Here is a 24,014-nt window from a genome sequence, read left to right on the forward strand (position 1 = left end):
AGGGAGCCATACCATGACCACAATTACTGCCGTACGGGTTGAAGACATCCGCTTCCCCACCTCGCAATCCCTCGACGGTTCTGACGCGATGAACCCGGACCCTGACTACTCGGCGGCCTATGTCATCCTCGAAACCGACACCCCCGGCCTTGAAGGCCATGGCCTGACCTTCACCATCGGCCGCGGCAACGAAATCTGCTGTGCCTCGATCAAGGCCCTGGCCAGCCTGCTGGTGGGTTTGAAGCTGGAGTGGATCGCCGAAGACATGGGCCGTTTCTGGCACCACGTGACCAGCGACAGCCAGTTGCGCTGGATCGGCCCGGACAAGGGCGCCATCCACCTGGCCACCGGTGCGGTGGTCAACGCCGCCTGGGACCTGTGGGCCAAGGCCGAAGGCAAGCCGGTGTGGCGTCTGGTGGCAGACATGAGCCCCGAAGAACTGGTGCGCTGTATCGACTTTCGTTATATCACCGACTGCATCACCCCGGCAGAAGCTCTGACCCTGCTGCGCGAGCGCGCCAATGGCAAGGCCGAGCGACTGGCCTTGCTCGAGGCTGAGGGCTACCCCTGCTACACCACCTCCGCCGGCTGGCTGGGTTATGCCGACGACAAGCTGCGCAGACTGTGTCAGGAAGCGGTGGATGCGGGCTTCTCTCACGTCAAATTGAAAGTCGGCCACGACCTGCAGGACGATATCCGCCGCGTGCGCATCGCCCGGGAAGTACTGGGCCCGGATCGCAAGCTGATGATCGACGCCAATCAGGTATGGGAAGTGGACGCGGCCATCGACTGGGTGCGCGAACTGTCATTCGCCAACCCGTGGTTTATCGAAGAGCCAACCAGCCCGGACGACGTCGAAGGTCATCGAAAAATCCGCCTGGGTGTCAGCCCGGTCAAGGTAGCGACCGGCGAAATGTGCCAGAACCGTATCGTGTTCAAGCAACTGATCATGCGTGAAGCCATTGACGTGGTGCAGATCGACGCCTGCCGCCTGGGCGGGGTCAATGAAGTGCTGGCCGTGATGCTGATGGCCGCCAAGTACAACCTGCCGGTATGTCCGCACGCAGGCGGCGTTGGTCTGTGCGAGTACGTGCAGCACCTGTCGATGATCGACTACCTGTGCATCGCCGGGACTCACGAAGGCCGGGTGGTGGAATTTGTCGACCATCTGCACGAGCACTTCGAAGACCCCTGCGTGATCCGCAACGCGGCCTATATGCCACCACAGGCTCCGGGCTTCTCGATCCAGATGAAGGCCGCCTCCCGCGAGCAGTACCGCTACCGGGGCTAAGCAAACGGACGGAGTACAACAATAATGTCGTCCCCACACTCACTACGACTGGATGCACACCAGCACTTCTGGCGCTATGACGCCGCGGCCTATCCGTGGATAGGTCGCGACATGAGCGGTTTGCGCCAGGACTTTACCCCCGATGATCTGCGGCCCTTGCTCGATGCTGGCGGATTCGACGGTTGCATCGCCGTGCAGGCCCGCGCCTGTGCCAGTGAAACCGATCAACTGTTGCAACTGGCGCAGCGCTACCCGTGGATTCGCGCCGTGGTGGGCTGGGTCGACCTGTGTGCCCGCGACCTTGAGCAATCGCTTGAACGCTGGGCGCAAGCGCCGGTTTTGCGTGGCTTTCGTCATCAGTTGCAGGACGAACCCTCGCTCGCCCAGTTTATCCAAAATCCGGGGTTCAGCCGTGGCTTGCATACCTTGCAACGCCAGGGACTGGTCTACGAAGTGCTGGTCAAGGCCCGGGATCTGCGCACGGTTACCGAACTGTGCCAGCAGCATGACCAGCACCATCTGGTACTCGACCACCTGGGCAAACCCGATATCCAGGCCGGGGACTTGAAAACCTGGGCCAGCCAACTGGCACCGTTGGCGGCCCTGCCCCACGTCAGCTGCAAGTTGTCAGGGCTGATCACCGAAGCCCATTGGCAGGACTGGTCCAGCGCACAACTGACGCCCTATTTGCACATGGCACTGGAACTGTTTGGCCCCGAGCGCCTGATGTTCGGTTCCGACTGGCCGGTGTGCCTGTTGGCCAGCGACTACGAGGCCACTCACACCCTGGTCGCCAGCGTGTCAGAGCACGCGGCCATCTGGGGTGGTACGGCGTGCCGCGTCTACAACATAGAGGGAGTGACGCAATGAATCTGCATCTGCAAGACAAGGTGTTTATCGTGACCGGCGGCGGCTCGGGGATCGGCGCAGCCATCACCCTGGGGCTGGCTGACGAAGGTGCGATCCCGGTGATTTTCGGCCACAGCCCGCTGTCCGATGAGCTGGCCCGGCAATTGGATCAGCGCGGGGCGCAGAGCCTGTTTGTGCAGGTCGAACTGCGCGACGAAGACGCCTGCCGCGCGGCAGTCGCCAGCGTGCTGCAACGCTTCGGCCGCATCGACGGGCTGGTCAATAACGCCGGGGTCAACGATGGCGTTGGCCTTGAAGCCGGGCGCTCGGCCTTTGTCGAGTCACTGGAAAAAAACCTCATCCATTATTATCTCATGACCCATCTGTGCGTCGATGCGCTCAAGGCCAGCCGCGGTGCCATCGTCAATATCAGCTCCAAGACGGCCCTCACCGGGCAAGGCGGAACCAGCGGCTACACCGCCGCCAAGGGCGCGCAACTGTCGTTGACCCGCGAATGGGCCACTTCATTGCTGGCTGACGGGATCCGGGTCAATGCGGTGATCCCGGCCGAAGTCATGACCCCCTTGTACGAGCGCTGGATCGACACCTTCGCCGACCCGCAAGCCAAGCTGGCGAGCATTGTTGAAAAAATCCCCCTGGGCCGGCGCATGACCACGGCCGCAGAAATCGCCGACAGCGTGCTGTTTTTGCTCTCCCCGCGCGCCTCCCACACCACCGGGCAATGGCTGGTGGTGGACGGTGGCTACACCCACCTGGACCGGGCGCTGACATGAACCGCCAATGCCTGGCGCTGGACCTTAAGGACGACCCGGCGCTGATTGCCGAGTATGAGCGCTTGCACCAGAACATCTGGCCGCAGATCAGCGCCCATTTGCGCGGGCATGGCCTGCTCGACATGCAGATATGGCGCCTGGGCACGCGGCTGTTCATGGTCATGGACACAGCCCCCGAGTTCAGTGTCGAAGCTTTTGCCCTGGCTGGCGCCAGCGACCCCAAGGTGCAGGAATGGGAAGCGCTGATGTGGCGTTTTCAGCAGCCTACACCCTGGACAAAGCCCGGTGAAAAATGGGCGCCAATGGCACAGATTTTCAGCCTGAAAGATTCTCCCTGACCCTGTGGGAGCGAGCCTGCTCGCGATGGCATCACCGCGGTGGTCAGGCAAACCGAGCCGCCTGCATCGCGAGCAGGCTCGCTCCCACAGGGTGTAGATCCACGCAAACCACAACGCCGAACTCACAACAATAAAAAGGAGATGCGTCATGTCACTCAAGCACCCGAACGTCGCAGCGCCGTCCTTTACCCGGGCGGTCACGTCCTATCGCCGGGCACTGATCCTGGTCACCTGCCTGTTCTTTCTCTGGGGCCTGTCCTATGGCTTGCTCGATGTGCTCAACAAGCACTTCCAGGAAACCCTGCACGTCAGCAAGGCGCAGTCGGGCCTGCTGCAAAGCGCCTACTTTGGCGCGTATTTTCTGATCGCCCTGCCCGCCGGTTTGCTGATGGACAGGTACGGCTACAAGGCCGGCATCCTGCTGGGCCTGTGCCTCTACGCCACTGGCGCCCTGCTGTTTATGCCCGCCGCTGCGGCGCAGAGTTTTCAGTTTTTCCTGTTCGCCCTGTTTGTGATTGCCTGCGGTCTGGGCTGTCTGGAAACCGCCGCCAACCCCTACGCCACGGTGCTGGGTGAACCCGCCGGAGCCGAGCGCCGCCTGAACCTGGCGCAGTCGTTCAACGGCCTGGGGCAGTTTTTCGGCCCCTTGATTGGCGGCGCACTGTTCTTCAGCGGTGCCAACAGCACCGACACCACACAATCGCTGCAAATGACCTATCTGGTGATTGCCGCACTGGTGTTGCTGGTGGCCACTCTTATCGCCCGCACTGCGCTGCCCGACCTGCGCGAGCAGGAAGTGCAAGTTGCGCAGCACGACCACAAAGGCCTGTGGCAACACCGCGAATTCGTCACGGGGGTTATCACCCAGTTCTTTTATGTGGGAGCACAAGTTGGCGTGGGGGCGTTTTTTATCAACTACGTCACCGAGCACTGGGCGCAGATGAGCAGCCAGCAAGCCGCGTATCTGCTTTCGGTGGCCATGCTCAGCTTTATGTTCGGACGCTTTTTCAGCACCTGGCTGATGGGCAGGGTCAATGCCCAGCGCCTGCTGCTGATCTATGCGCTGATCAACGTGGCGCTGTGTGCGGTGGTGGTGCTGGGGTTTGAAGGTGTATCGGTGGTCGCGCTGGTGGCGACGTTCTTCTTTATGTCGATCATGTTCCCCACCCTGTTTGCCATGGGCGTGAAAAACCTCGGTCCACATACCAAGCGCGGCAGCTCGTTCATGATCATGGCCATTGTTGGCGGCGCGCTGCTGCCCTATGTGATGGGTCTGGTGGCCGATCACTCCTCCACGGCCGTGGCCTATCTGTTGCCAATGGGCTGTTTTGTAATCGTCGCTGCCTATGCCCGTGCTGCCCTGAAAAAAATCTGATTGCTGTACTCCACAAAAACAATAACGGAGCACCCCATGACCAACCCCGCACTGCAACAGGCGCTGAGCAAGATCCGCTGGCGCATCCTGCCCTTTGTCGCCCTGATGTTCGCCATGGCGATCATCGATCGTTCCAATATCGGCTTTGCCAAACACGCCCTGCAGGCGGACACCGGCCTGAGCAACGCGGCATTTGCCCTGGGTGCGGGGATTTTCTTTATCGGCTATGCCGTGTTCGAAGTACCGAGCAACCTGATGCTGCACAAGATCGGCGCACGCATCTGGCTGAGCCGGATCATGGTGACCTGGGGCCTGGTCTCAGCGGCGATGATGTTTGCCCACGACGAAACCAGCTTCTATATCCTGCGGTTTCTGCTGGGCGTAGCCGAAGCCGGGCTGTCGCCGGGGGTGGTGTTGTACCTGACCTACTGGTTCCCGCAGAACCAGCGTGGCTCGGCCTATGGCATTTACTATTTTGGCGTGCCGGTGTCGTTGATGGTGGGCGGCCCGGTATCGGGATGGTTGCTGGAAAGCGCGCAGTTCGGCCTTACCGGCTGGCAATGGATGTTTGTCACCGAAGGCCTGGCGGCCTCGATCATCGGCGTATTCGCGTTCTTCTACCTGACCGACAAACCCCGGGATGCCAAGTGGCTGAACACCGAAGAAAAGGCCGCGATCGAACACGAGCTGGAAAAAGAGCAACTGCAAAAAGCCAACAAAGGCCCGTCGTCGTGGCGTGCAGCAATGTTCAACCCGGTGGTGCTGTACTTCACCCTGATCTACTTCACCATTCAGGTCAGCGTGTATGGCGTGCTGTTCTACCTGCCAACGCGGATCGCCGAGTTGCTGGGTACCGGCATTGGCCTTAAGGTCGGCGCCCTGACCTCCATTCCGTGGATTGCCACCGTATGCATGCTGTACCTGGTGACACGCCATGCTGACCGCAAGGGCCAACAAACCCGCTATGCCGCATTGATGCTGGCAATGGCCGCAGTGGGCATGATCGGCTCGACCTTGAGTGGCAACCTGGTGCTGGTGATTATGGCGTTCTGCGTGGCTGCCGCCGGTTTTATCACCGTGCAACCGTTGTTCTGGACACTGCCTACCCGCTTTCTGGGTGGTGCAGCGGCGGCCAGCGGGATTGCCGTGATCGGTGCCCTGGGCAACCTGGGCGGTTTTCTTGCACCCACGGTCAAAACCTGGGCCGAGGGCTACTTCAACAACCCGCACGCGGGCATGTACTTCCTGGCCGGCACGGCGCTGCTGGGCGCATTGATGCTGATTCGCTCAGCGAGGGCGAGCGGCAATCCGGGCAAACTCCCGGCCCCGGCAGCCACACCACACTGAGGGGCACTGCGGGTATTAACACGGGTCACATGTGAGCTACATTGGGTAACAAACAACAGCCCGTAAACTCACAAAGGGTGACCCGTGAATACCAATCAAAAACTGCGCACCTTCGACCTGATCCGTGAAGCAGTACTGCCCGAGTACCGCGACCGCGTAAACGAATACCTGAGCCTCTACGAAGAGACGCTGCACAGCGCAAACACCCCGACTGCCGACATCCAGGCCAGTGCCCAACAGCTGCGCGGCTACCTGCGCGGCCTCAACACCACCCGGGTGCTGGGCATGGCTGACTGGGAAGAGCTGGACCGGCGCATTACCGAGTCGTGGTTGTAACGGTAAACACCTATCCCCCCTGTGGGATCAAACCCAGATTGCGTCCCACAAGGGGTAGTCCCCCACCCGCTGGACCAGCCCGGCGCGCAGCGGGTTGGCAATCACATAACGGGCCATCTGCTTGATATCTTCATCACGCCGCAAGGCATGGTCGTGGTAGCCCTGCTGCCAACGGCGGCCTGTTTGCCCAGTGGACTGGTTGATTGCGCGGGTGCTCAACGATTTTGTGCGACACATCAACTCATCCAGCGAGCCTTTATCAAGGCTGATCAGCCAATGAAAGTGATCCGGCATCACCACCCATGCCAGCGAAGTGGCCAGCCCCTGCTCTTGTGCCCGCTTGAACTGTTCGACCACCCGTCGGCCTACACGCCAGTTCAGGAAAATCGGTTGGCGTCCAAGCGTATTGGCGGTCAGAAGATAAATGCGATTTTGCTCGCTGTAACGACCACGGCGCAGGCGGTGGGAGGCAGAAAAAGAAGGCATGGCCTGACTCTATGAGTTGATGAATTTCAAAGGCTAGTCAGTAGCGGGCCAGCCACAACGGGCATCGTTTGACGGGATATGTCGTGGGACTTTTTTGTGATCACCGCAAACCTGTGGGAGCTGGCTTGCCTGCGATGCAAACAACGCGGTCTGGCTGGCGCACTCCGGGGATGCCATCGCGAGCAAGCCCGCTCCCACAGAGGTACGCGGCTGACCCCGGATTTTGTGAGCACCGCAAAAACTGTGGGAGCTGGATTGCCTGCGATGCACACAACGCGGTCTGGCTGGCGCACTCCGGGGATGCCATCGCGAGCAAGCCCGCTCCCACAGAGGTACGCGGTTGACCCCGGATTTTGTGAGCACCGCAAAACCTGTGGGAGCTGGCTTGCCTGCGATGCACACAACGCGTTCTCGCTTGCGCACCCCGGGGATGCCATCGCGAGCAAGCCCGCTCCCACAGAGGTACGCGGTTGACCCCGGATCTTGTGAGCACCGCAAAACCTGTGGGAGCTGGCTTGCCTGCGATGCAAACAACGCGGTCTGGCTGGCGCCCCCCGGGGATGCCATCGCGAGCAAGCCCGCTCCCACAAGGGCTCAGTCAGGCGGGAGCAAGGGTGGCCAAGGGCGCTTCCGGTGCCTGCGGTTCCTTGAGCAACGCAAAGTAGGCAAAGGCCGAACACGCCGCCACCACCGCACTGATCACAAATGCCGAGGAAAACGAACCGCTCTGCTGCACGCTGAATCCAGTCAGGATCGGCGCTATGGAACCTGCCAGGTAACCGCCAAAGTTCTGGATCGAGCCAAACGAAGCCACACGCTCCGACGGCACAATGGTGTTGACGATCATCCACGCCGTGGCACTGGAGATGTTGATAAAGAACATGGTCAGGCACAGCAGGATCACGCACGCCACCACGTTGGTGGTAAAGGCCACAATCAGGGTAAACAGCGCCCCGCCCAGCAGCCCCAGAATCACCATCAGCTTGCGGCTGGCCAATACCCGCATGCCTCGCGCCACCAGTCGATCACAGCATTTACCGGCCACAATGGTGCCCAACGCGCCAAACAAATAAGCCAGCGATACCACCCAGGCCGTGCGATACAGATCCAGACCGTGCTCACGCTCAAAATAACCGGGCAACCAGGTGAGATTGAGCCAGATCATGTAAATCACACCCATAAACCCGAGGAACGCCCCCCAGGTGTTGCGATCCCTGAACAACGAGGTCCAGCGCACTTTCGTCGCCTTGACCTGTTGCACCGGCACCGGTTCCGCACGACCTGTCTCGGCCATGTATTGCGCCTTGCTCTTGTAGAACTTGAACCAGCACAGTGCCAATAACAGGCCCATGACGCCGGTAAGGATAAACATCCCGCGCCAGCCCAGATGCACCATGAACACGGTCAGCAACGGCGGCGCCAGGCACGGGCCGATACAGGTCGAAGACCACACCCAGCCGGTCGCCGTGCCGCGCTCCTGGGTATCGAACCACTCCGACAATGCCTTGGCCGCCGAAGGAAACACCGGCGCCTCACCTATCCCCAGCAACACCCGCAAGCCGACCAGATGGCCATAGCTGCTGAACAGGCCGAAGGCCGCCTGCGCAACCGACCACACCACCAGCGATCCACCCAGTGCCAGCTTGCTGCCCAACTTGTCGATCAAAGCACCAAGAGGCAGTTGTGAAAAGGCGTAGGCAATGGAGAACGCCGAGAGCATCACCCCCATTTGCATCGGGCTGATGGCCAGGTCTTTCTGGATGGTGGTGTTGGCGATGGATAAGGCGCTGCGGTCAAGGTAGTTGACCACGCCAATCAGGAACAGGAAGAAGATCGTCAGCGTCTTGTAGCTTTTTATTGTTCTCATACGCGCCTCTCATGAGCGGTTGCGCCCCTACCCGACAGGTGGGGCGACGCTCACTTTAGAGGGCGGTTTGGCCTGTGCCCAATTACATCATTCCATCAGTTAATAACCGCGCGTTATCAAGGTGTCTGGCGAGCACCGCGCAGGGCATCGGGACCACTTAACAAGGCGTCGATAAAGGCTTTTGCCGACCACTGCGGGACATCGTTGCGCCGGGTAATCACCCCGTAGTCAGCCAGCACCAGCGGAAACGGCAAGGCCAGGCGGGTCAGGCGACCGGCCTGGATTTCCGGTTCGACCATCGACTCGGCCAGCATCGCCACCGACGGCGTGGTTTGCAGCAGTTGCATGGTGGTCTGCAAGGACACGGTTTCGACGGTGTTTTCCGGGGTCTGCATGCCTGCTTCGACGAAGGCTTTTTCCACCCGTGCGCGCATCGGCGTGCCCGTCGGGTAAATCACCCACGGCCAACTGCCCAAATCCGCCAGTGGCACTTCACTAGCCCCGGCCAGCGGGTGCTGGCTGCCCGTAACCAGGCACAACGGCTCCGGCGCCAGCGCCTGGAATTCAAACAACTCACGATGACGATCGAGGGTAAAACGGGCCACCACCAGGTCCAGTTCCTTGTGTTCGAGCAAGGTCAGCATATTGGCACTGGTGCCCTCAAGCACTTGCACGGTGAGCAACGGCCAGTCCTGCTTGACCCGCACAATGGCAGCAGGCACGGCCAGGGCTGTGGCCGCATAAATGGTGCCGACCTTGATCAGGCCATGCCCACCCTGGCGCAGATGGTTGATCTGGCTGACAAACTGACCGGTGTCGTTCAACGCGATCTGGGCAAAACGGGCCACATGGCTGCCCAGATCGGTAAGGGTCATGCTGCGCGGCAAACGGGCAAATACTTCGAAGCCCAGCTGGTGCTCGATTTCGCGCAACATCTTGCTCACGGCTGGCTGGCTGATACTCATTTCCTGCGCAGTCGCATGCATGTTTTGCGTGCGCGCCAGGGTGTCGATCAGCACCAAATGGCGAAACCGCAGCCAGTTGCACAACTGGTTAAATCCGACATCCGCCATCCGATAACCCCCGGTTATTAAGACCTGAGAATATCTCATTGGCGATTATCGCAAAGCAATATTAGTGTGCAGCTGTTGGGCCAAATAATAACAACGGACTTTCGTCATGAACCTAGCCAACAAACGTGTGCTGATAACTGCTGCGGCGCAAGGCATAGGCCGCGCTTCGGTACTGGCCTTTCGCGATGCGGGCGCGCAGGTCATCGCCACCGACCTGCATGTCGAAGCCCTGCAAGATATCCCCGGTATTCAAGTCCTGCCCCTGGACGTGACCCAAGCTTGCGCCATCGATGCCATCTGCCAGCAGCTGGGCGCTATCGACGTGCTGTTCAACTGCGCAGGCTATGTGCACAGCGGTGCCCTGCTGGAGTGCGACGAGCAGGCCTGGCAATTTTCTTTCGACCTCAATGTCACCGCCATGTACCGCATGATCCGCGGCTTCCTCCCCGGCATGCTGGAAAACGGCGGCGGCTCGATCATCAACATGGCTTCGGTGGCCTCCAGCGTCAAAGGCGTGCCCAACCGCTTTGCCTACACCGCCAGCAAGGCTGCGGTGATCGGCCTGACCAAATCGGTCGCCGCCGACTACGTGCGCCAGGGCATTCGCTGCAACGCCATTTGCCCCGGCACGGTGGACTCCCCTTCGCTACGCCAGCGCATCGCTGAACAGGCCCTTGAGCAAGGGCGTTCCGAAGCTGAGGTCTATCAGGCCTTTGTTGACCGCCAGCCCATGGGCCGCATCGGCAGCGCTGAAGAAATCGCACAACTGGCGCTGTACCTGGCCAGCGATGCCAGCAGCTACACCACCGGCACCGTCCAGGTGATCGATGGCGGGATGAGTAATTAAGCATTTTGTGGGAAACCCTGTGGGAGCGAGCCTGCTCGCGATGCAGGCACCTCGGTGTTTAAGTGGCACCGCATTGATGCATTCGCGAGCAGGCTCGCTCCCACACTAGATTTATTTCCATGCACCAAAGGAGCTTTTATGAAACTGCTGCGCTACGGCGATAAAGGTCAGGAAAAACCCGGCCTGCTCGATGCCCAAGGCAATATCCGCGATTTGTCGGCGCATATCGCCGACGTTGCAGGCGCTGCGCTGTCAGCCGCAAGCCTGGAAACACTGAGAAAAATCGACCCCGCCAGTTTGCCGCTGGTCAGCGGTTCGCCACGTATCGGCGCCTGCGTCGGCCAGGTCGGCAAGTTTATCTGCATCGGCCTGAACTACGCCGACCACGCTGCCGAGTCGGGCCTGGCGGTGCCGTCGGAACCGGTGGTATTCAGCAAATGGACCAGCGCCATCTGCGGTCCCAACGACAACGTGGAAATCCCCCGCGACTCGACCAAAACCGACTGGGAAGTCGAGCTGGGCGTGGTGATCGGCAAGGGTGGACGCAATATCGATGAACATAACGCTCTGGAGCACGTGGCCGGATACTGCGTGATCAACGATGTATCGGAGCGCGAATGGCAGATCGAACGTGGCGGCACCTGGGACAAGGGCAAAGGCTTTGACACCTTTGGCCCCCTCGGACCATGGCTGGTGACCCGCGATGAGATCAGCGACCCGCACCAGCTCGACCTTTGGCTTGAAGTCGACGGACAGCGCTACCAGAACGGCAACACCCGCACCATGGTCTTTCAGATCCCGGCCCTGATTGCTTACCTGAGCCGCTGCATGTCGCTGCAACCGGGCGACGTGATTTCCACCGGCACACCGCCGGGTGTGGGCCTGGGCGTCAAACCAACCCCGGTGTACCTGCGCGCAGGCCAGGTCATGCACCTGGGCATCAGCGGCCTTGGCGAACAGCGCCAGCTCACCGTACAGGCCGACTGACTTCACGCTCACACAACTATAAGAAAGGGTTTTACACATGCGCATTCTGATTACTGGCGGCACCGGCTTTATCGGCAAACAACTGGCCCAGCGCCTGCTCGACATGAACAGCCTGACCTTTGAAGGCCAGGCGCCTCGCACCATTGAGCGCATCGTGTTGTTCGACGCCTTTGCCGGCGAAGATGTGCCGAGCGACCCGCGCATCGAGCTGGTGACCGGCGATATAGCCGACCCCGATGTCATCGCCCGCGTCACCGATGGCGTGGATCTGGTGTGGCATCTGGCAGCCGTGGTCAGCTCGGCGGCCGAAGCGGATTTCGACCTGGGCATGCAGGTCAACCTGCACGGCCTGATGCTGCTGCTCGAAACCCTGCGCAAGCAAGGCAACGCGCCGCGCTTTGTCTACGCCAGCGGTTTTGCAGTATTCGGCGGCGCCCTGCCGCCAGTAGTCGATGACAACACCGTGCTTACCCCACAATCGTCCTACGGCATGCAAAAAGCCGTAGGCGAATTGCTGGTCGCCGACTATGCGCGCAAAGGCTTTGTCGACGGCCGGGTGCTGCGCCTGCCAACCGTGGCTGTACGCCCCGGCAAGCCGAACAAGGCGGCCTCGACCTTCTTCAGTTCGATCATCCGCGAGCCACTGGTGGGCCTGCCTGCCGTATGCCCGGTACGCCCGGATACCCAGGTTTACCTCACCTCGCCGCGGCGCATTATTGAGTCGATGCTGCTGGGCATGACCCTGTCGCCAGAAACCCTGGGCAACCAGCGCATTATCCCGTTGCCGGGCGTGACCACCACCGTGGCCGACATGGTCGCGGCGCTGCAACGGGTGGCCGGTGATGACGTGGCCAAACTGATTCGCTGGGAGCCCGACGCGACTATCCAGCGTATCGTCGAAAGCTGGCCGAGCAAGGTAGAAGCCCCCCGCGCCCGTGCCCTGGGCTTTACCGCCGACGCGGACTTCGATGCCATCGTGCGCGCACATATCGAGGATACGGCCGACAAATAACCCACCACCCCCTTGTGGGAGCGGGCTTGCTCGCGATCAAGGCGACGCGGTGCAACTGAAGCCCCGCAGCGACCCCATCGCAAGCAAGCCCGCTCCCACAAAAAGCCCTGTCTCACCCAAATGCTGCAACGCTCACGCTACTCACAACAATAAAAACTGAGGTCGTGCCACATGACTACTCCACTCACCGATGTCTCGGACATCGAACAACAGACAATCAAGCGCGTGACCAGGCGCATGATTCCTTTTCTTGTACTGCTGTTTGTGGTCGCCTTTCTGGACCGCAACAACGTCGGTTTCGCCGCACTGCGCATGAACGAAGATATCGGCATCAGCCAGACCATTTATGGCCTGGGCGCAGGTATTTTCTTCCTCGGCTATTTCATGTTCGAAGTGCCGAGCAACATTTTGCTGCACCGCTATGGCGCCCGTGTATGGATCGCGCGGATCATGGTGACCTGGGGCATCATCGCCGGCGCCATGGGCTTCCTGCAGACACCCATCCACTTCATTTCCCTGCGCGTGCTGCTGGGTATTGCCGAAGCCGGGTTCTTCCCTGGCGTGATCTATCTGCTGTCGCTGTGGTTCCCGAGCCGCTATCGCGCACGCATGATCGCCTCGTTTTATCTGGGCGTACCCATCGCGCAAATCATCGGCGCACCGCTGTCGGTGGGCCTGATGGAGATGGGCGATGCCTGGGGCTTTGTCGGCTGGCGCCTGATGTACATCGTCGAAGCCGTACCGGCGGTGATCCTCGGTGTGGTGTGCTACTTCTACCTCACCGACCACCCGGCCGATGCCCACTGGCTGACCGACAAACAGCGCACCTGGCTGATCAACACCCTGGCCCAGGAAGAGCGCAACAAACCGCTGGTGGTGGGAGTACAACCGACCAAGGGCCAGATGATCCGCAAGGCCCTGTGCAACCGCCAGGTATGGCTGCTGGCACTGGTGTATTTCGGCATCACCTCGGGCTCCAACGCGATGAACTTCTTCATGCCAACGGTTCTGGCATCGTTCCGCGGTACCTTCGGCCTGGAAATCGGCCTGATGCAGAACGGCCTGATCACCGCCATTCCCTATGCCGTTGCTGCTGTGGCGATGATCTGGTGGAGCCGGCGCTCTGACCGCCTGCAAGAACGTCACTGGCATGCCGGCGGTGCCGCCATGCTCGCGGCAGTGTCGATTGCCGTGGCGCTGTGGCTCAACCAGCCGTGGATCATTGTCATCGGTTTCATTCTGCTGGCGATGGGCGTGTACAGCGCGATCAACGTGTTCTGGGCAGTCCCCGGGCAAGTGCTGACCGGTGTCGGCGCGGCCGTGGGCATTGGCCTGATCAACTCCATCGGCAACCTCAGCGGTTTTATCGGCCCTTACCTGACCGGCTACCTGTTCACCGTGACCGGCAGCTACACCCCGGGGTTTCTGGTGATCGCCGCACTGGTTGGCCTGGGTGGCCTGGGCATGGTGCTGATGCCGCGCAATAAAGAATCGCAAATTGGCGCCGCACTGGCCCCTGCCACTGGAGGAAAAGCATGAACCTGCCAAGCGTAGCCTTTATCGGTACCGGGATCATGGGCCTGCCCATGGCCCGCAACCTGCTGCACGCCGGCTTCCCGGTGCGGGCCTGGAACCGCTCGCCGGGCAAGTTGCAGGCGCTGGCGACACTGGGGGCGGCGGTTGCGCCGACCCCGGCAGGCGCGGCAGACGGTGCTCAGGTGCTGATCTGCATGCTCAGCGATGGCCCAACCTGTGACGAGGTGCTGTTTGGTGATAACGGTGCCGCCCTGGCACTGGCACCGGGGGCGCTGGTGATCGTGATGAGTTCGATCCCGGTCGACACCGCCGTTGAACAGGCGCGGTTATGTGCCGAACGCCGCCTGCGTTACCTCGACGCCCCGGTGTCGGGGGGCGAGCGCGGGGCGCGGGAAGCCAGCCTGGCAATCATGGTTGGCGGCGAAGTGGCCGCCTTTGAGCAGGGCCGCGAAGTACTGGCCGCCATGGGCCGCCCGGTGCACGTCGGCCCGGCGGGCACCGGCGAGTTGTCCAAGCTGGTCAACCAATTGATCGTCGCCAGCACCATCGCCACCGTCGCCGAAGGCCTGCTGCTGGCCGAGCGCGGTGGCGCCGACCCGGCGAAAGTCCACGAGGCGCTGATGGGCGGTTTTGTCGACTCGCCGATCTGGCGCCAGCACGGCCAACGCATGCTGAACAACGATTTCACTCCCGGTGGCCCGGCCAAATGGCAGCTCAAGGACACCCGCACCGCCATGGCCCAAGCACAAAAACTGGGCCTGAACCTGCCCGTCGGCAGCCTGGTAGACAGCCTGTTTGCCGCCATGGTCGAGGCCGGTGACGGCGAACTCGACCACGCCGGACTGATCCGCCAGTTGCGCCGCAACAACCCATTGCCTGAATAAAATAATCAGCCGGAGCCTGCCATGACCGATTCAACCCCACGCCGCCTGCGCAGCCAGCTGTGGTTCGACGACCCAAGCCACGCCGACCTGACCGCACTGTATGTGGAACGCTACATGAACCAGGGCCTGACCCGCGCCGAACTGCAATCGGGGCGGCCGATTATCGGCATCGCCCAGACCGGCAGCGACCTGACGCCCTGCAACCGCCATCACATCGAACTGGCCAAGCGGGTCAAGGACGGCATTCGCGATGCAGGTGGCATCCCGATGGAGTTTCCGGTACACCCGATTGCCGAACAGTCGCGCCGCCCCACCGCGGCCCTCGACCGCAACCTCGCCTACCTGGGCCTGGTCGAGGTGCTGCATGGTTACCCGCTGGACGGCGTAGTGCTGACCACCGGTTGCGACAAAACCACCCCGGCCTGCCTGATGGCAGCGGCCACCACCGACCTGCCTTCCATCGTGCTCTCCGGCGGGCCTATGCTCGATGGCTGGCACAAAGGCCAGCGCATTGGCTCCGGCACCGTACTGTGGCATGCGCGCAATCTGCTCAGCGCCGGCGAAATCGATTACGAAGGCTTTATGACCCTGACCACCGCATCATCGCCGTCGGTGGGTCACTGCAACACCATGGGCACTGCGCTGTCGATGAACGCCCTGGCCGAGGCACTGGGTATGTCCCTGCCCGGCTGCGCGAGCATCCCGGCACCGTACCGCGAGCGCGGGCAAATGGCCTATGCCACCGGGATGCGCATCGTCGACCTGGTGCGCGAAGACGTACGCCCATCCCAGATCATGACCCACGCGGCCTTCGAAAACGCCATTGCCGTGGCCTCGGCGCTGGGCGCATCCACCAACTGCCCGCCGCACCTGATTGCCATCGCCCGCCACAGCGGTATCGAGCTGTCACTGGAAGACTGGCAGCGCGTCGGCGAAGACGTGCCCTTGCTGGTCAACTGCATGCCCGCCGGCGAGTACCTGGGTGAAAGTTTCCACCGCGCAGGGGGTGTACCGGCGGTGATGCATGAACTGGACAAGGTCGGCCGCCTGCACCGCGACTGCCTCACGGTCAGTGGCCGCAGCATGGGTGAAGTGGTTGCCGACTGCGTCACCGGCGACCGTGACGTGATCCGCTCCTACGAAGATCCGCTGATGCACCGAGCCGGTTTTATCGTACTCAGCGGCAACTTCTTCGACAGTGCCATCATGAAAATGTCAGTGGTAGGCGAAGCCTTTCGCAAGACCTACCTCAGCGACCCGTTGCAACCCAACAGCTTCGAAGCGCGGGCAATTGTGTTCGAGGGCCCGGAAGACTACACGGCGCGGATCAACGACCCTTCGCTGGACATCGACGAGCGCTGCATTCTGGTGATTCGAGGCTGCGGCACCGTGGGCTTCCCCGGCAGCGGCGAGGTAGTGAACATGGCGCCACCTTCCAACCTGATAAAGGCCGGGATCGACTCCCTGCCCTGCATGGGTGATGGCCGCCAAAGCGGCACCTCGGCCAGCCCGTCAATTCTCAACATGTCCCCGGAATCTGCAGTGGGTGGCGGTCTGTCGTTACTGCGCACCGGCGATCGCCTGCGCGTCGACCTCAACGCACGCAGCGTCAACCTGCTGGTGGACGAAAGCGTGCTCAACGAACGCCGCCAGGAACCGCTGCCACCGCTGGCCCCGTCACAAACTCCGTGGCAGGAACTGTACCGCCAACTGGTCGGCCAGCTCTCCACCGGCGGCTGCCTCGAACCGGCCACCCTGTACTGGCGCGTGATCCCGGAAAACGGCCCGCCCCGTCACTCCCACTAGACACGACAAACACATTACCTGTGGGAGCGAGCCTGCTCGCGAAGCAGACACTGCAGATGGTCAGCCAACCCGTGGTGACTTGATCGCGACCAAGCTCGCTCCCACCAAGCACTCTTTTCAAGGATCACGTTTATGCAAACGCTGCAATTGACCATAGAAAACACCCTGCCCGATGACTGGCAGCGCGCCACCCTGGTCGGTCGCGTGTGGTTGCCCGGCGAACGTGGCGGCCCGGCCGTGGTGGTGATTCGTGACGGTGAAGTAATCGACTGCACGGCCCACTTCCCCACCCTGAGCCTGCTGCTCGATAGCGACAACCCGCTGCAAGCCGTGCGTGAAATCCGCGGCACCGTATTGGGCACGATCCAGGCCTTGCTGGCCAACAGCGGCGAGCAGCGCGACATGGGCAAACCCTACCTGCTGGCCCCGGCAGATCTGCAAGTGATCAAGGCGGCGGGTGTCACCTTTGCTGCCAGCATGATCGAACGGGTGATCGAGGAAAAAGCCGGAGGCGATGCCCACCGTGCCGAAGAGGTTCGTGCCCTGGTGCACGAAGTGATTGGTAATAACCTGCGCGACCTGCGCCCCGGCTCGCCAGAAGCCATGCGCCTCAAACAAGTGCTGATCGAACAGAACATGTGGTCGCAGTACCTGGAAGTGGGTATCGGCCCCGACGCCGAAATTTTCACCAAGGCACCGATCCTCGCTGCGGTGGGCAGCGGCAGCGCCATTGGCATCCACCCCGGTTCAAGCTGGAACAACCCGGAGCCGGAAGTGGTGCTGGCGGTAGACAGCCAGGGCCGAATCCACGGCGCGACCCTGGGCAACGACGTCAACCTGCGCGACTTCGAAGGTCGCAGCGCGTTACTGCTGAGCAAGGCCAAGGACAACAACGCCTCCTGTGCACTGGGGCCCTTTATTCGCCTGTTTGACGAACACTTCAACCTCGACGACGTGCGCCATTGTGAAGTGACCTTGCGTGTTGAAGGTGTCGATGACTACGTGCTGAACGGCAAAAGCTCAATGAACCAGATCAGCCGCGATCCGGCGGACCTGGCCGAACAGACGCTCAACGCCAACCACCAGTACCCGGACGGTTTTGTCCTGTTCCTGGGTACCCTGTTCGCTCCTACAGAAGACCGCGACCAGCCGGGCCAGGGGTTTACCCATAAGGCCGATGATGTTGTAAGCATCTCGTCACCGACACTGGGAGCGTTGCACAACCGCGTGACCGGCAGCGACCAGGCGCCACAATGGGCGTTCGGGGTCAGTGCACTGATGAAGAACCTGGCGGGCCGCGGGCTGCTCGGCCAGGCCTGACTGGCTGATTGAAAGCCACAAAAAAGGCCCCGCCTGTTCAACAGTGCGGGGCCTTTGCGTATCTGGTGTCCCAGGCGGGGTTCGAACCTGCAACCTTCCCCTTAGGAGGGGGATGCTCTATCCAATTGAGCTACTGAGACAAATAACGGCGTGCATGGTAACGGGCATGCCTGGGTTTGTCATGTCGTGAGTGGTCTTTTTAACTGTAAGACAGCGGCCTAAACAGACTTTTTTTGCCTCCGATGAGCGGTACGAGGTTGCGATCGACTGCACAGCACAGGCAAGGCTCAGGCGGCCATCGTGCAATTTGCACTACATCAAAAAGCCATCATTGCAAAATGCAATTAAACACTCTTGAATATACGGCTCAACTCGCTGTTTTATAAGGTTTTTTAGCCTTGTTACAGTTGGCACGAAGACTGCTCTATTAACAGTATCCCGTCCATGCTCTCAGAGATGACCGCCATGAACAGCACGCTACTACTGTTAAACACCCTCGCGCTGGCCGTATTGCTGGTTTTTCATTTTCTGCCCGAGCCCGTTTCGGCCGAGCAGCCTGTTGAAATGACGGCTACCTTCAACAAACCGCGGCCACAGGTTGCGGTGATGAAAGAGACCAGCCGCGTGACACCTCGTCTGGCTGCCAACCAGCCCGTCGCCGACCAGGCACCTGCGGGTGAACGCTGGGTCTTTTGAAAGCACATTGAGAGATGGGTAAGAAATCATGTCCAAAATCGCTTTGGCTCTGTTAATGCTGGCACTGTCGAGCCTTGCCCTGGATGTATTCACCAGTAACGAATTTGGCAATCTGCCCTTGATCGCCGCCGCGGTATTTTTCGCTTGCTGGCTGGTGGCGCTGATGCTTGGTCGCAGGTTCAAGTTTGACCCGCAATTGCGCTGAAACTGCCCATAGGCAAGGGGGAAAACCCATTAATTTGCTGGGTTAATCGCTAAGCCACCCATTCGAGTGTATATTTTTAACAAGACCTACTGGCATAACGCCTTTATCCGGTTCAATATTTGTCACAGAATTGACGCCAGGGAAGTGGCAGATTTGAGGCATGATGCGCGCCTCTTAGCAATTCAGGTTGAACATTTGGCTATAAGGACGGTCTTAAACACATCCTGCGGCCAATTCCCGAGAACCGCTCCCCTGAACTAACCGGTTAACTAAAATGCGCCCATTGAAACAGGCAATTTACTCCAGCCGCACGGCTGACAAGTTCGTCGTTCGCCTGCCAGACGGAATGCGCGAGCGCATCGCCGAAGTGGCTCGCAACCATCACCGCAGCATGAACTCTGAAATCATTGCTCGTCTCGAGCAAAGCCTTATCCAGGAAGGCGTTCTGGGTGATGAGCTCAGCATGCGCCTCGACAGCCCCGAGCTTTCCCTGCATGAGCGTGAGCTGCTGCAACGCTTCCGCCAGTTGTCCCACCGCCAGCAAAACGCCTTGGTATCACTGATTGCTCACGATGCTGAAGCAGCCTCTGAAGAATCCTGATTTAACCCAGGCATAAAAAAAGCCAGCAAATGCTGGCTTTTTTTATGGGCGCTGTTCGCGCCCTGTACAGAATGATCAAAGCAGGAAGATAGTCGCCAGCCCCAGAAAGATGAAGAACCCGCCACTGTCGGTCATGGCGGTGATCATCACGCTTGCGCCCATGGCCGGATCACGCCCCAGCCGGGCCAGCGTCATGGGAATCAATACCCCCATCAGTGCTGCCAGCAGCAGGTTGAGGGTCATGGCTGCGGTCATCACCACGCCGAGCGACCAGCTGCCATACAGCAGGTAGGCCACAACACCAATCACCCCACCCCACACCAGACCATTGATCAGGCCCACGGCAAGTTCCTTGCGCATCAACCGCGAAGTGCTGCCGGTGTTGACCTGATCCAGGGCCATCGCGCGTACGATCATGGTAATGGTCTGGTTGCCGGAGTTACCGCCAATACCGGCCACGATGGGCATCAGTGCTGCCAGAGCCACCAGCTTTTCAATCGAGCCTTCGAACAGGCCAATCACCCGCGAAGCAATAAATGCCGTGACCAGGTTGACTGCCAGCCAGGCCCAACGGTTACGCAGGGACTTCCACACCGAGGCGAAGATGTCTTCTTCTTCTCGCAGACCGGCCATGTTGAGAACTTCGTTTTCACTCTCTTCACGGATCAGGTCGACCATTTCATCGATGGTCAGACGGCCGATAAGCTTGCCGTTCTTGTCCACCACCGGGGCCGAAATCAAGTCATAACGTTCAAATGCCTGAGCAGCATCGTAGGCATCTTCGTCCGGGTGAAAACTCACCGGGTCGTTGGCCATGACCTCAGACACTTGTTTTTCAGGGTCGTTGACCAGCAGACGCTTGATCGGCAGCACGCCTTTGAGCGCACCGTCGTAATCGACCACGAACAGTTTGTCGGTATGGCCCGGCAACTCCTTGAGGCGACGCAGGTAACGCAGCACGACTTCAAGGCTGACATCCTCACGGATGGTCACCATCTCAAAGTCCATCAAGGCACCGACCTGGTCCTCGTTATAGGACAGTGCGGAGCGCACGCGCTCACGCTGCTGGCCATCCAGGGTCTCCATCAGCTCATGGACGACGTCTCGCGGCAGCTCGGGAGCCAGGTCAGCAAGTTCGTCGGCGTCCATCTCCTTGGCGGCTGCCAGGAGCTCGTGATCGTCCATGTCGGCGATCAGGGTTTCACGCACCGAGTCGGATACTTCGAGCAGGATGTCGCCATCGCGATCAGCCTTGACCAACTGCCAGACCGTCAGGCGGTCGTCCAGAGGCAATGCTTCGAGGATATAGGCAACGTCTGCGGAGTGCAGGTCTTCCAGCTTGCGCTGGAGTTCAACAAGGTTTTGCCGATGGACCAGGTTCTCGACCCGGTCATGGTGATGGCCTTCCTGACGATGAGTCAGATCTTCGACCACACGCTGGCGATTAAGCAGCTCAATAACTTGAGCAAGGCGGCTTTGCAGGCTTTCTTGGGTTTTCTTTACTTCAACTTCGGTCATAGGCGAACTCCACTCCCAGCAGCAGGGCACGCCGGAAGGATCAATCAGTCAATTCATGATTGGTAAAGCGGGATGCTGAGTTACTACTGGGTAAGTCCATGGAGGTATTCCACAAGCCCCGGCGGGGCTGACGGGCGCAATCATACACGGCTTGAAAATTAATGACGCAAAAATCTTGGAGATAACAAAAGCTTGCGAAAAACCGCCAGACGGCGCCTGCGCACTGCTTGTGCGACGAAGGATGAGGTGCACAGGGCACAACTCAAAGCTGAAATTCAACCTTGTAGCCGTTGACGAGCAGGGACAAGAACCAGAATAAACACAAGACAAGTCGCGAGGATGACAGCAATAGCCAAATCGCAGATAACAAAAAGCCCGCACAATGTGCGGGCTTTTTGATGTTTGGTGCACTCGACAGGATTCGAACCTGTGACCGCTCGGTTCGTAGCCGAGTACTCTATCCAGCTGAGCTACGAGTGCAGGTTGTGTTTGTTAAACCAGACCACCGCTGGCTGAAGCAAAGCCAACTGCCTAGGCAATTGACTCTTAAATGGTGCACTCGACAGGATTCGAACCTGTGACCGCTCGGTTCGTAGCCGAGTACTCTATCCAGCTGAGCTACGAGTGCAAGTTGTGTTTGATAAACCAGACCACCGCTGGTTGAAGCAAAGCCAACCGCCTGGGCGATTGACTCTTAAATGGTGCACTCGACAGGATTCGAACCTGTGACCGCTCGGTTCGTAGCCGAGTACTCTATCCAGCTGAGCTACGAGTGCAAGTTGTGTTTGATAGACCAGACCACCGCTGGTTGAAGCAAAACCAATCGCCTTGGCAATTGACTCTTAAATGGTGCACTCGACAGGATTCGAACCTGTGACCGCTCGGTTCGTAGCCGAGTACTCTATCCAGCTGAGCTACGAGTGCATTTGAATGCGGCGCATTATAGACCGTTGAATCTCTCTGGCAAGATTTTTTTTCAGTATTTTCAACAACTTACTGAACTGCCTAGATTACAACGTGCTACATGAATAATGGCGGAGAAGGGGGGATTCGAACCCCCGACACCCTTTTGAGATGTACTCCCTTAGCAGGGGAGCGCCTTCGGCCACTCGGCCACCTCTCCGCAACACGGGGCGTATAATAACCAGCCTTTTCCCCGCATGCAACTAAAAACTTAAATAAAATTAAAGACTTGGTTCTTCATCCTTTTCATTCTTGATCCGCAGGTAGATCTCTTCACGGTGTACGGCCACTTCCTTGGGAGCATTGACGCCAATGCGCACCTGGTTGCCTTTGACGCCCAATACGGTCACGGTAATTTCGCCATCGCCTATGATCAGGCTTTCCGCACAACGGCGAGTCAGAATCAGCATACGTTTCTCCTCACACTTATCTTTTCAGGGACAACAGTCTGCAAAAAAAAAGAGCCCGAGCCTACTAGCGACTAGTAGCACTCTGCGCTCCTTAGTATTGACCAACATGACAAAACGGGTGGGCTTCGTGCATGCCTGCCAAAAAACAAAGGGCGCGGATTAACCGCGCCCTTCTGCCAACGCCTTACTCGCCCTGTCGGGCTGGCGCATCCAGATCAAAAGCGGTGTGCAGGGAACGCACGGCCAGCTCCAGGTACTTTTCTTCGATCACAACAGACACTTTGATCTCGGAAGTCGAGATCATCAGGATGTTGATGTTCTCCTTGGCCAGCGATTCAAACATGCGGCTGGCAACGCCTGCATGAGAGCGCATGCCCACACCCACGATCGAAACCTTGGCAATGTTGGTGTCGCCCACCACTTCACGGGCACCGATCTCGCGAGCGGTATTTTCCAGCACGCTTTGCGCCGCATTGTAGTCATTGCGGTGTACGGTGAAGGTGAAGTCGGTGGTGTTATCGTGCGCAACGTTCTGCACGATCATGTCGACTTCGATGTTGGCCGCGCTGATCGGGCCCAGAATCTTGAACGCCACGCCCGGGGTGTCCGGCACGCCACGGATGGTCAGCTTGGCTTCGTCGCGATTGAACGCGATACCAGAAATGATCGGCTGTTCCATGGATTCCTCTTCATCAATAGTAATGAGGGTACCTGGACCCTCCTTGAAGCTGTGCAAAACGCGCAGCGGAACGTTGTACTTGCCGGCGAACTCGACTGCGCGGATCTGCAACACCTTGGAACCCAGGCTGGCCATTTCCAGCATTTCTTCGAAGGTGATCTTTTCCAGACGCTGCGCCTTGGCCACAACCCGCGGGTCAGTGGTGTAGACGCCGTCAACATCGGTGTAGATCTGGCATTCATCAGCCTTGAGGGCCGCTGCCAGCGCCACACCCGTGGTGTCGGAACCGCCACGGCCCAGCGTGGTGATATTGCCGAGCTCATCAACGCCCTGGAAACCGGCAACCACAACCACACGACCGGCCTTGAGATCAGCGCGAATCTTCTGATCGTCAATTTTCAGGATACGGGCCTTGGTGTGCGAGCTGTCCGTGAGGATGCGCACCTGGCTGCCGGTGTAGGACACGGCCGGCACACCACGCTTGTTCAGCGCCATGGACAGCAGACCAATAGTCACCTGCTCGCCCGTGGATACAATCATATCCAGCTCACGCGGCAACGGCTGATCGCTGATTTGCTTGGCCAGGTCGATCAGGCGATTGGTTTCGCCGCTCATGGCCGACAGCACGATCACCAGATCATTGCCGGCTTCGCGGAACTTCTTAACTTTATCGGCGACCTGCTCGATTCTCTCGACAGTGCCGACCGAGGTGCCTCCGAATTTCTGTACGATCAAAGCCATTTCAAAGCAGCCTCAGCCCATAAAGGGCGCCCATTTATCATTCAAACGACGCG

23 protein-coding genes and 6 tRNA genes are annotated in these 24,014 nt (G+C 59.7%); 17 read left to right on the forward strand and 12 right to left on the reverse strand.

Translation table 11 applies throughout. The features are described 5' to 3' along the window. Window positions 1-13: 13 nt before the first annotated feature. From ACP7BE_RS16105 to ACP7BE_RS16135, 7 genes are all read left to right on the forward strand, one after another. Window positions 14-1,291 (forward strand): L-fuconate dehydratase, encoded by a 1,278-nt coding sequence (locus ACP7BE_RS16105; protein WP_095019231.1) that lies wholly within the window; start codon window positions 14-16, stop codon window positions 1,289-1,291. A 24-nt stretch (window positions 1,292-1,315) separates the two neighbouring features. Further along, window positions 1,316-2,161 carry an amidohydrolase family protein gene (locus tag ACP7BE_RS16110; protein WP_095019230.1) on the forward strand — a complete coding sequence of 282 codons (846 nt, stop codon included), beginning with the start codon at window positions 1,316-1,318 and terminating at the stop codon, window positions 2,159-2,161. Then, on the forward strand, window positions 2,158-2,934 hold the full coding sequence (locus ACP7BE_RS16115) for an SDR family oxidoreductase (protein WP_095001839.1): 777 nt from the start codon (window positions 2,158-2,160) through the stop codon (window positions 2,932-2,934). Before ACP7BE_RS16110 ends, ACP7BE_RS16115 begins: the two co-directional genes overlap by 4 nt. Next, the gene (locus ACP7BE_RS16120; RefSeq protein WP_426106508.1) at window positions 2,931-3,272 is read left to right on the forward strand and encodes an L-rhamnose mutarotase; all 342 of its coding nucleotides are present in this window, start codon (window positions 2,931-2,933) and stop codon (window positions 3,270-3,272) included. Before ACP7BE_RS16115 ends, ACP7BE_RS16120 begins: the two co-directional genes overlap by 4 nt. A gap of 148 nt (window positions 3,273-3,420) precedes the next feature. Further along, the gene (fucP, locus tag ACP7BE_RS16125) at window positions 3,421-4,647 is read left to right on the forward strand and encodes an L-fucose:H+ symporter permease (protein ID WP_426106510.1); all 1,227 of its coding nucleotides are present in this window, start codon (window positions 3,421-3,423) and stop codon (window positions 4,645-4,647) included. 36 nt (window positions 4,648-4,683) lie between these two features. Beyond that, on the forward strand, window positions 4,684-5,994 hold the full coding sequence (locus tag ACP7BE_RS16130; protein WP_095001842.1) for an MFS transporter: 1,311 nt from the start codon (window positions 4,684-4,686) through the stop codon (window positions 5,992-5,994). 84 nt (window positions 5,995-6,078) lie between these two features. Continuing rightward, complete coding sequence (locus ACP7BE_RS16135; RefSeq protein ID WP_095001843.1) at window positions 6,079-6,330, forward strand: hypothetical protein; 252 nt, start codon at window positions 6,079-6,081, stop codon at window positions 6,328-6,330. A 27-nt stretch (window positions 6,331-6,357) separates the two neighbouring features. Here the strand turns inward: ACP7BE_RS16135 and ACP7BE_RS16140 are convergent, their stop codons facing one another. From ACP7BE_RS16140 to ACP7BE_RS16150, 3 genes are all read right to left on the reverse strand, one after another. After that, window positions 6,358-6,816 (reverse strand): REP-associated tyrosine transposase, encoded by a 459-nt coding sequence (locus ACP7BE_RS16140; protein WP_340068569.1) that lies wholly within the window; start codon window positions 6,814-6,816, stop codon window positions 6,358-6,360. 598 nt (window positions 6,817-7,414) lie between these two features. Then, window positions 7,415-8,683 carry an MFS transporter gene (locus ACP7BE_RS16145; protein WP_426106513.1) on the reverse strand — a complete coding sequence of 423 codons (1,269 nt, stop codon included), beginning with the start codon at window positions 8,681-8,683 and terminating at the stop codon, window positions 7,415-7,417. Between the two features lie 116 nt (window positions 8,684-8,799). Then, a complete protein-coding gene (locus tag ACP7BE_RS16150; RefSeq protein ID WP_095003378.1) occupies window positions 8,800-9,756 on the reverse strand; it encodes a LysR family transcriptional regulator in 957 nt (318 codons plus the stop codon). A 106-nt stretch (window positions 9,757-9,862) separates the two neighbouring features. On the opposite strand from ACP7BE_RS16150, the gene ACP7BE_RS16155 reads away from it, so the two are divergent. The 7 genes from ACP7BE_RS16155 (at window position 9,863) to ACP7BE_RS16185 (ending at window position 18,148) form a co-directional block, all read left to right on the forward strand. After that, entirely contained in the window at window positions 9,863-10,603 is a 741-nt protein-coding gene (locus tag ACP7BE_RS16155; RefSeq protein ID WP_095019225.1) for an SDR family oxidoreductase, read from the forward strand. 138 nt (window positions 10,604-10,741) lie between these two features. Beyond that, on the forward strand, window positions 10,742-11,590 hold the full coding sequence (locus ACP7BE_RS16160; protein ID WP_426106516.1) for an ureidoglycolate lyase: 849 nt from the start codon (window positions 10,742-10,744) through the stop codon (window positions 11,588-11,590). A 37-nt stretch (window positions 11,591-11,627) separates the two neighbouring features. After that, window positions 11,628-12,602 (forward strand): D-erythronate dehydrogenase, encoded by a 975-nt coding sequence (denD, locus tag ACP7BE_RS16165; RefSeq protein ID WP_095023003.1) that lies wholly within the window; start codon window positions 11,628-11,630, stop codon window positions 12,600-12,602. A 171-nt stretch (window positions 12,603-12,773) separates the two neighbouring features. Then, entirely contained in the window at window positions 12,774-14,141 is a 1,368-nt protein-coding gene (locus tag ACP7BE_RS16170; RefSeq protein ID WP_095003374.1) for an MFS transporter, read from the forward strand. After that, a complete protein-coding gene (locus tag ACP7BE_RS16175; RefSeq protein WP_426106519.1) occupies window positions 14,138-15,022 on the forward strand; it encodes an NAD(P)-dependent oxidoreductase in 885 nt (294 codons plus the stop codon). Before ACP7BE_RS16170 ends, ACP7BE_RS16175 begins: the two co-directional genes overlap by 4 nt. Window positions 15,023-15,043: 21 nt before the next feature. Continuing rightward, on the forward strand, window positions 15,044-16,828 hold the full coding sequence (locus ACP7BE_RS16180; protein ID WP_095026589.1) for an IlvD/Edd family dehydratase: 1,785 nt from the start codon (window positions 15,044-15,046) through the stop codon (window positions 16,826-16,828). Window positions 16,829-16,960: 132 nt separating this feature from the next. Beyond that, window positions 16,961-18,148, forward strand: a complete 1,188-nt coding sequence (locus tag ACP7BE_RS16185) for a fumarylacetoacetate hydrolase family protein (protein ID WP_426106521.1) — start codon at window positions 16,961-16,963, stop codon at window positions 18,146-18,148. 63 nt (window positions 18,149-18,211) lie between these two features. Here the strand turns inward: ACP7BE_RS16185 and ACP7BE_RS16190 are convergent. Continuing rightward, window positions 18,212-18,288, reverse strand: a tRNA-Arg gene (locus ACP7BE_RS16190). 325 nt (window positions 18,289-18,613) lie between these two features. Here ACP7BE_RS16190 and ACP7BE_RS16195 point away from each other — a divergent pair. The 3 genes from ACP7BE_RS16195 (at window position 18,614) to ACP7BE_RS16205 (ending at window position 19,650) form a co-directional block, all read left to right on the forward strand. After that, window positions 18,614-18,844, forward strand: a complete 231-nt coding sequence (locus ACP7BE_RS16195; RefSeq protein WP_095019285.1) for a hypothetical protein — start codon at window positions 18,614-18,616, stop codon at window positions 18,842-18,844. A gap of 28 nt (window positions 18,845-18,872) precedes the next feature. After that, window positions 18,873-19,049: a PA3371 family protein gene (locus ACP7BE_RS16200; RefSeq protein ID WP_165446519.1), complete on the forward strand. Its 177-nt coding sequence runs from the start codon at window positions 18,873-18,875 to the stop codon at window positions 19,047-19,049. Between the two features lie 274 nt (window positions 19,050-19,323). Next, window positions 19,324-19,650, forward strand: coding sequence for an Arc family DNA-binding protein (locus tag ACP7BE_RS16205; protein WP_016782142.1), 327 nt, complete (start codon window positions 19,324-19,326; stop codon window positions 19,648-19,650). A 75-nt stretch (window positions 19,651-19,725) separates the two neighbouring features. Here the strand turns inward: ACP7BE_RS16205 and mgtE are convergent, their stop codons facing one another. The 8 genes from mgtE to ACP7BE_RS16245 all read right to left on the reverse strand — a co-directional run bounded on the left by mgtE (window position 19,726) and on the right by ACP7BE_RS16245 (window position 23,961). Then, entirely contained in the window at window positions 19,726-21,168 is a 1,443-nt protein-coding gene (gene mgtE / locus ACP7BE_RS16210; RefSeq protein ID WP_016782141.1) for a magnesium transporter, read from the reverse strand. Window positions 21,169-21,571: 403 nt separating this feature from the next. Continuing rightward, window positions 21,572-21,648, reverse strand: a tRNA-Arg gene (locus ACP7BE_RS16215). Between the two features lie 71 nt (window positions 21,649-21,719). Beyond that, a tRNA-Arg gene (locus tag ACP7BE_RS16220) sits at window positions 21,720-21,796 on the reverse strand. Between the two features lie 71 nt (window positions 21,797-21,867). Next, a tRNA-Arg gene (locus ACP7BE_RS16225) sits at window positions 21,868-21,944 on the reverse strand. A 71-nt stretch (window positions 21,945-22,015) separates the two neighbouring features. Further along, window positions 22,016-22,092 (reverse strand) — tRNA-Arg (locus ACP7BE_RS16230). A gap of 108 nt (window positions 22,093-22,200) precedes the next feature. Further along, window positions 22,201-22,291, reverse strand: a tRNA-Ser gene (locus ACP7BE_RS16235). A gap of 61 nt (window positions 22,292-22,352) precedes the next feature. After that, window positions 22,353-22,541, reverse strand: coding sequence for a carbon storage regulator CsrA (csrA, locus tag ACP7BE_RS16240; protein WP_095003370.1), 189 nt, complete (start codon window positions 22,539-22,541; stop codon window positions 22,353-22,355). 184 nt (window positions 22,542-22,725) lie between these two features. Next, on the reverse strand, window positions 22,726-23,961 hold the full coding sequence (locus ACP7BE_RS16245) for an aspartate kinase (protein WP_095003369.1): 1,236 nt from the start codon (window positions 23,959-23,961) through the stop codon (window positions 22,726-22,728). Window positions 23,962-24,014 lie beyond the last annotated feature (53 nt).

Origin of the sequence: Pseudomonas sp. TWR1-1-3 (assembly GCF_049896805.1) — a bacterium.
GTDB lineage: Bacteria > Pseudomonadota > Gammaproteobacteria > Pseudomonadales > Pseudomonadaceae > Aquipseudomonas > Aquipseudomonas bubulae.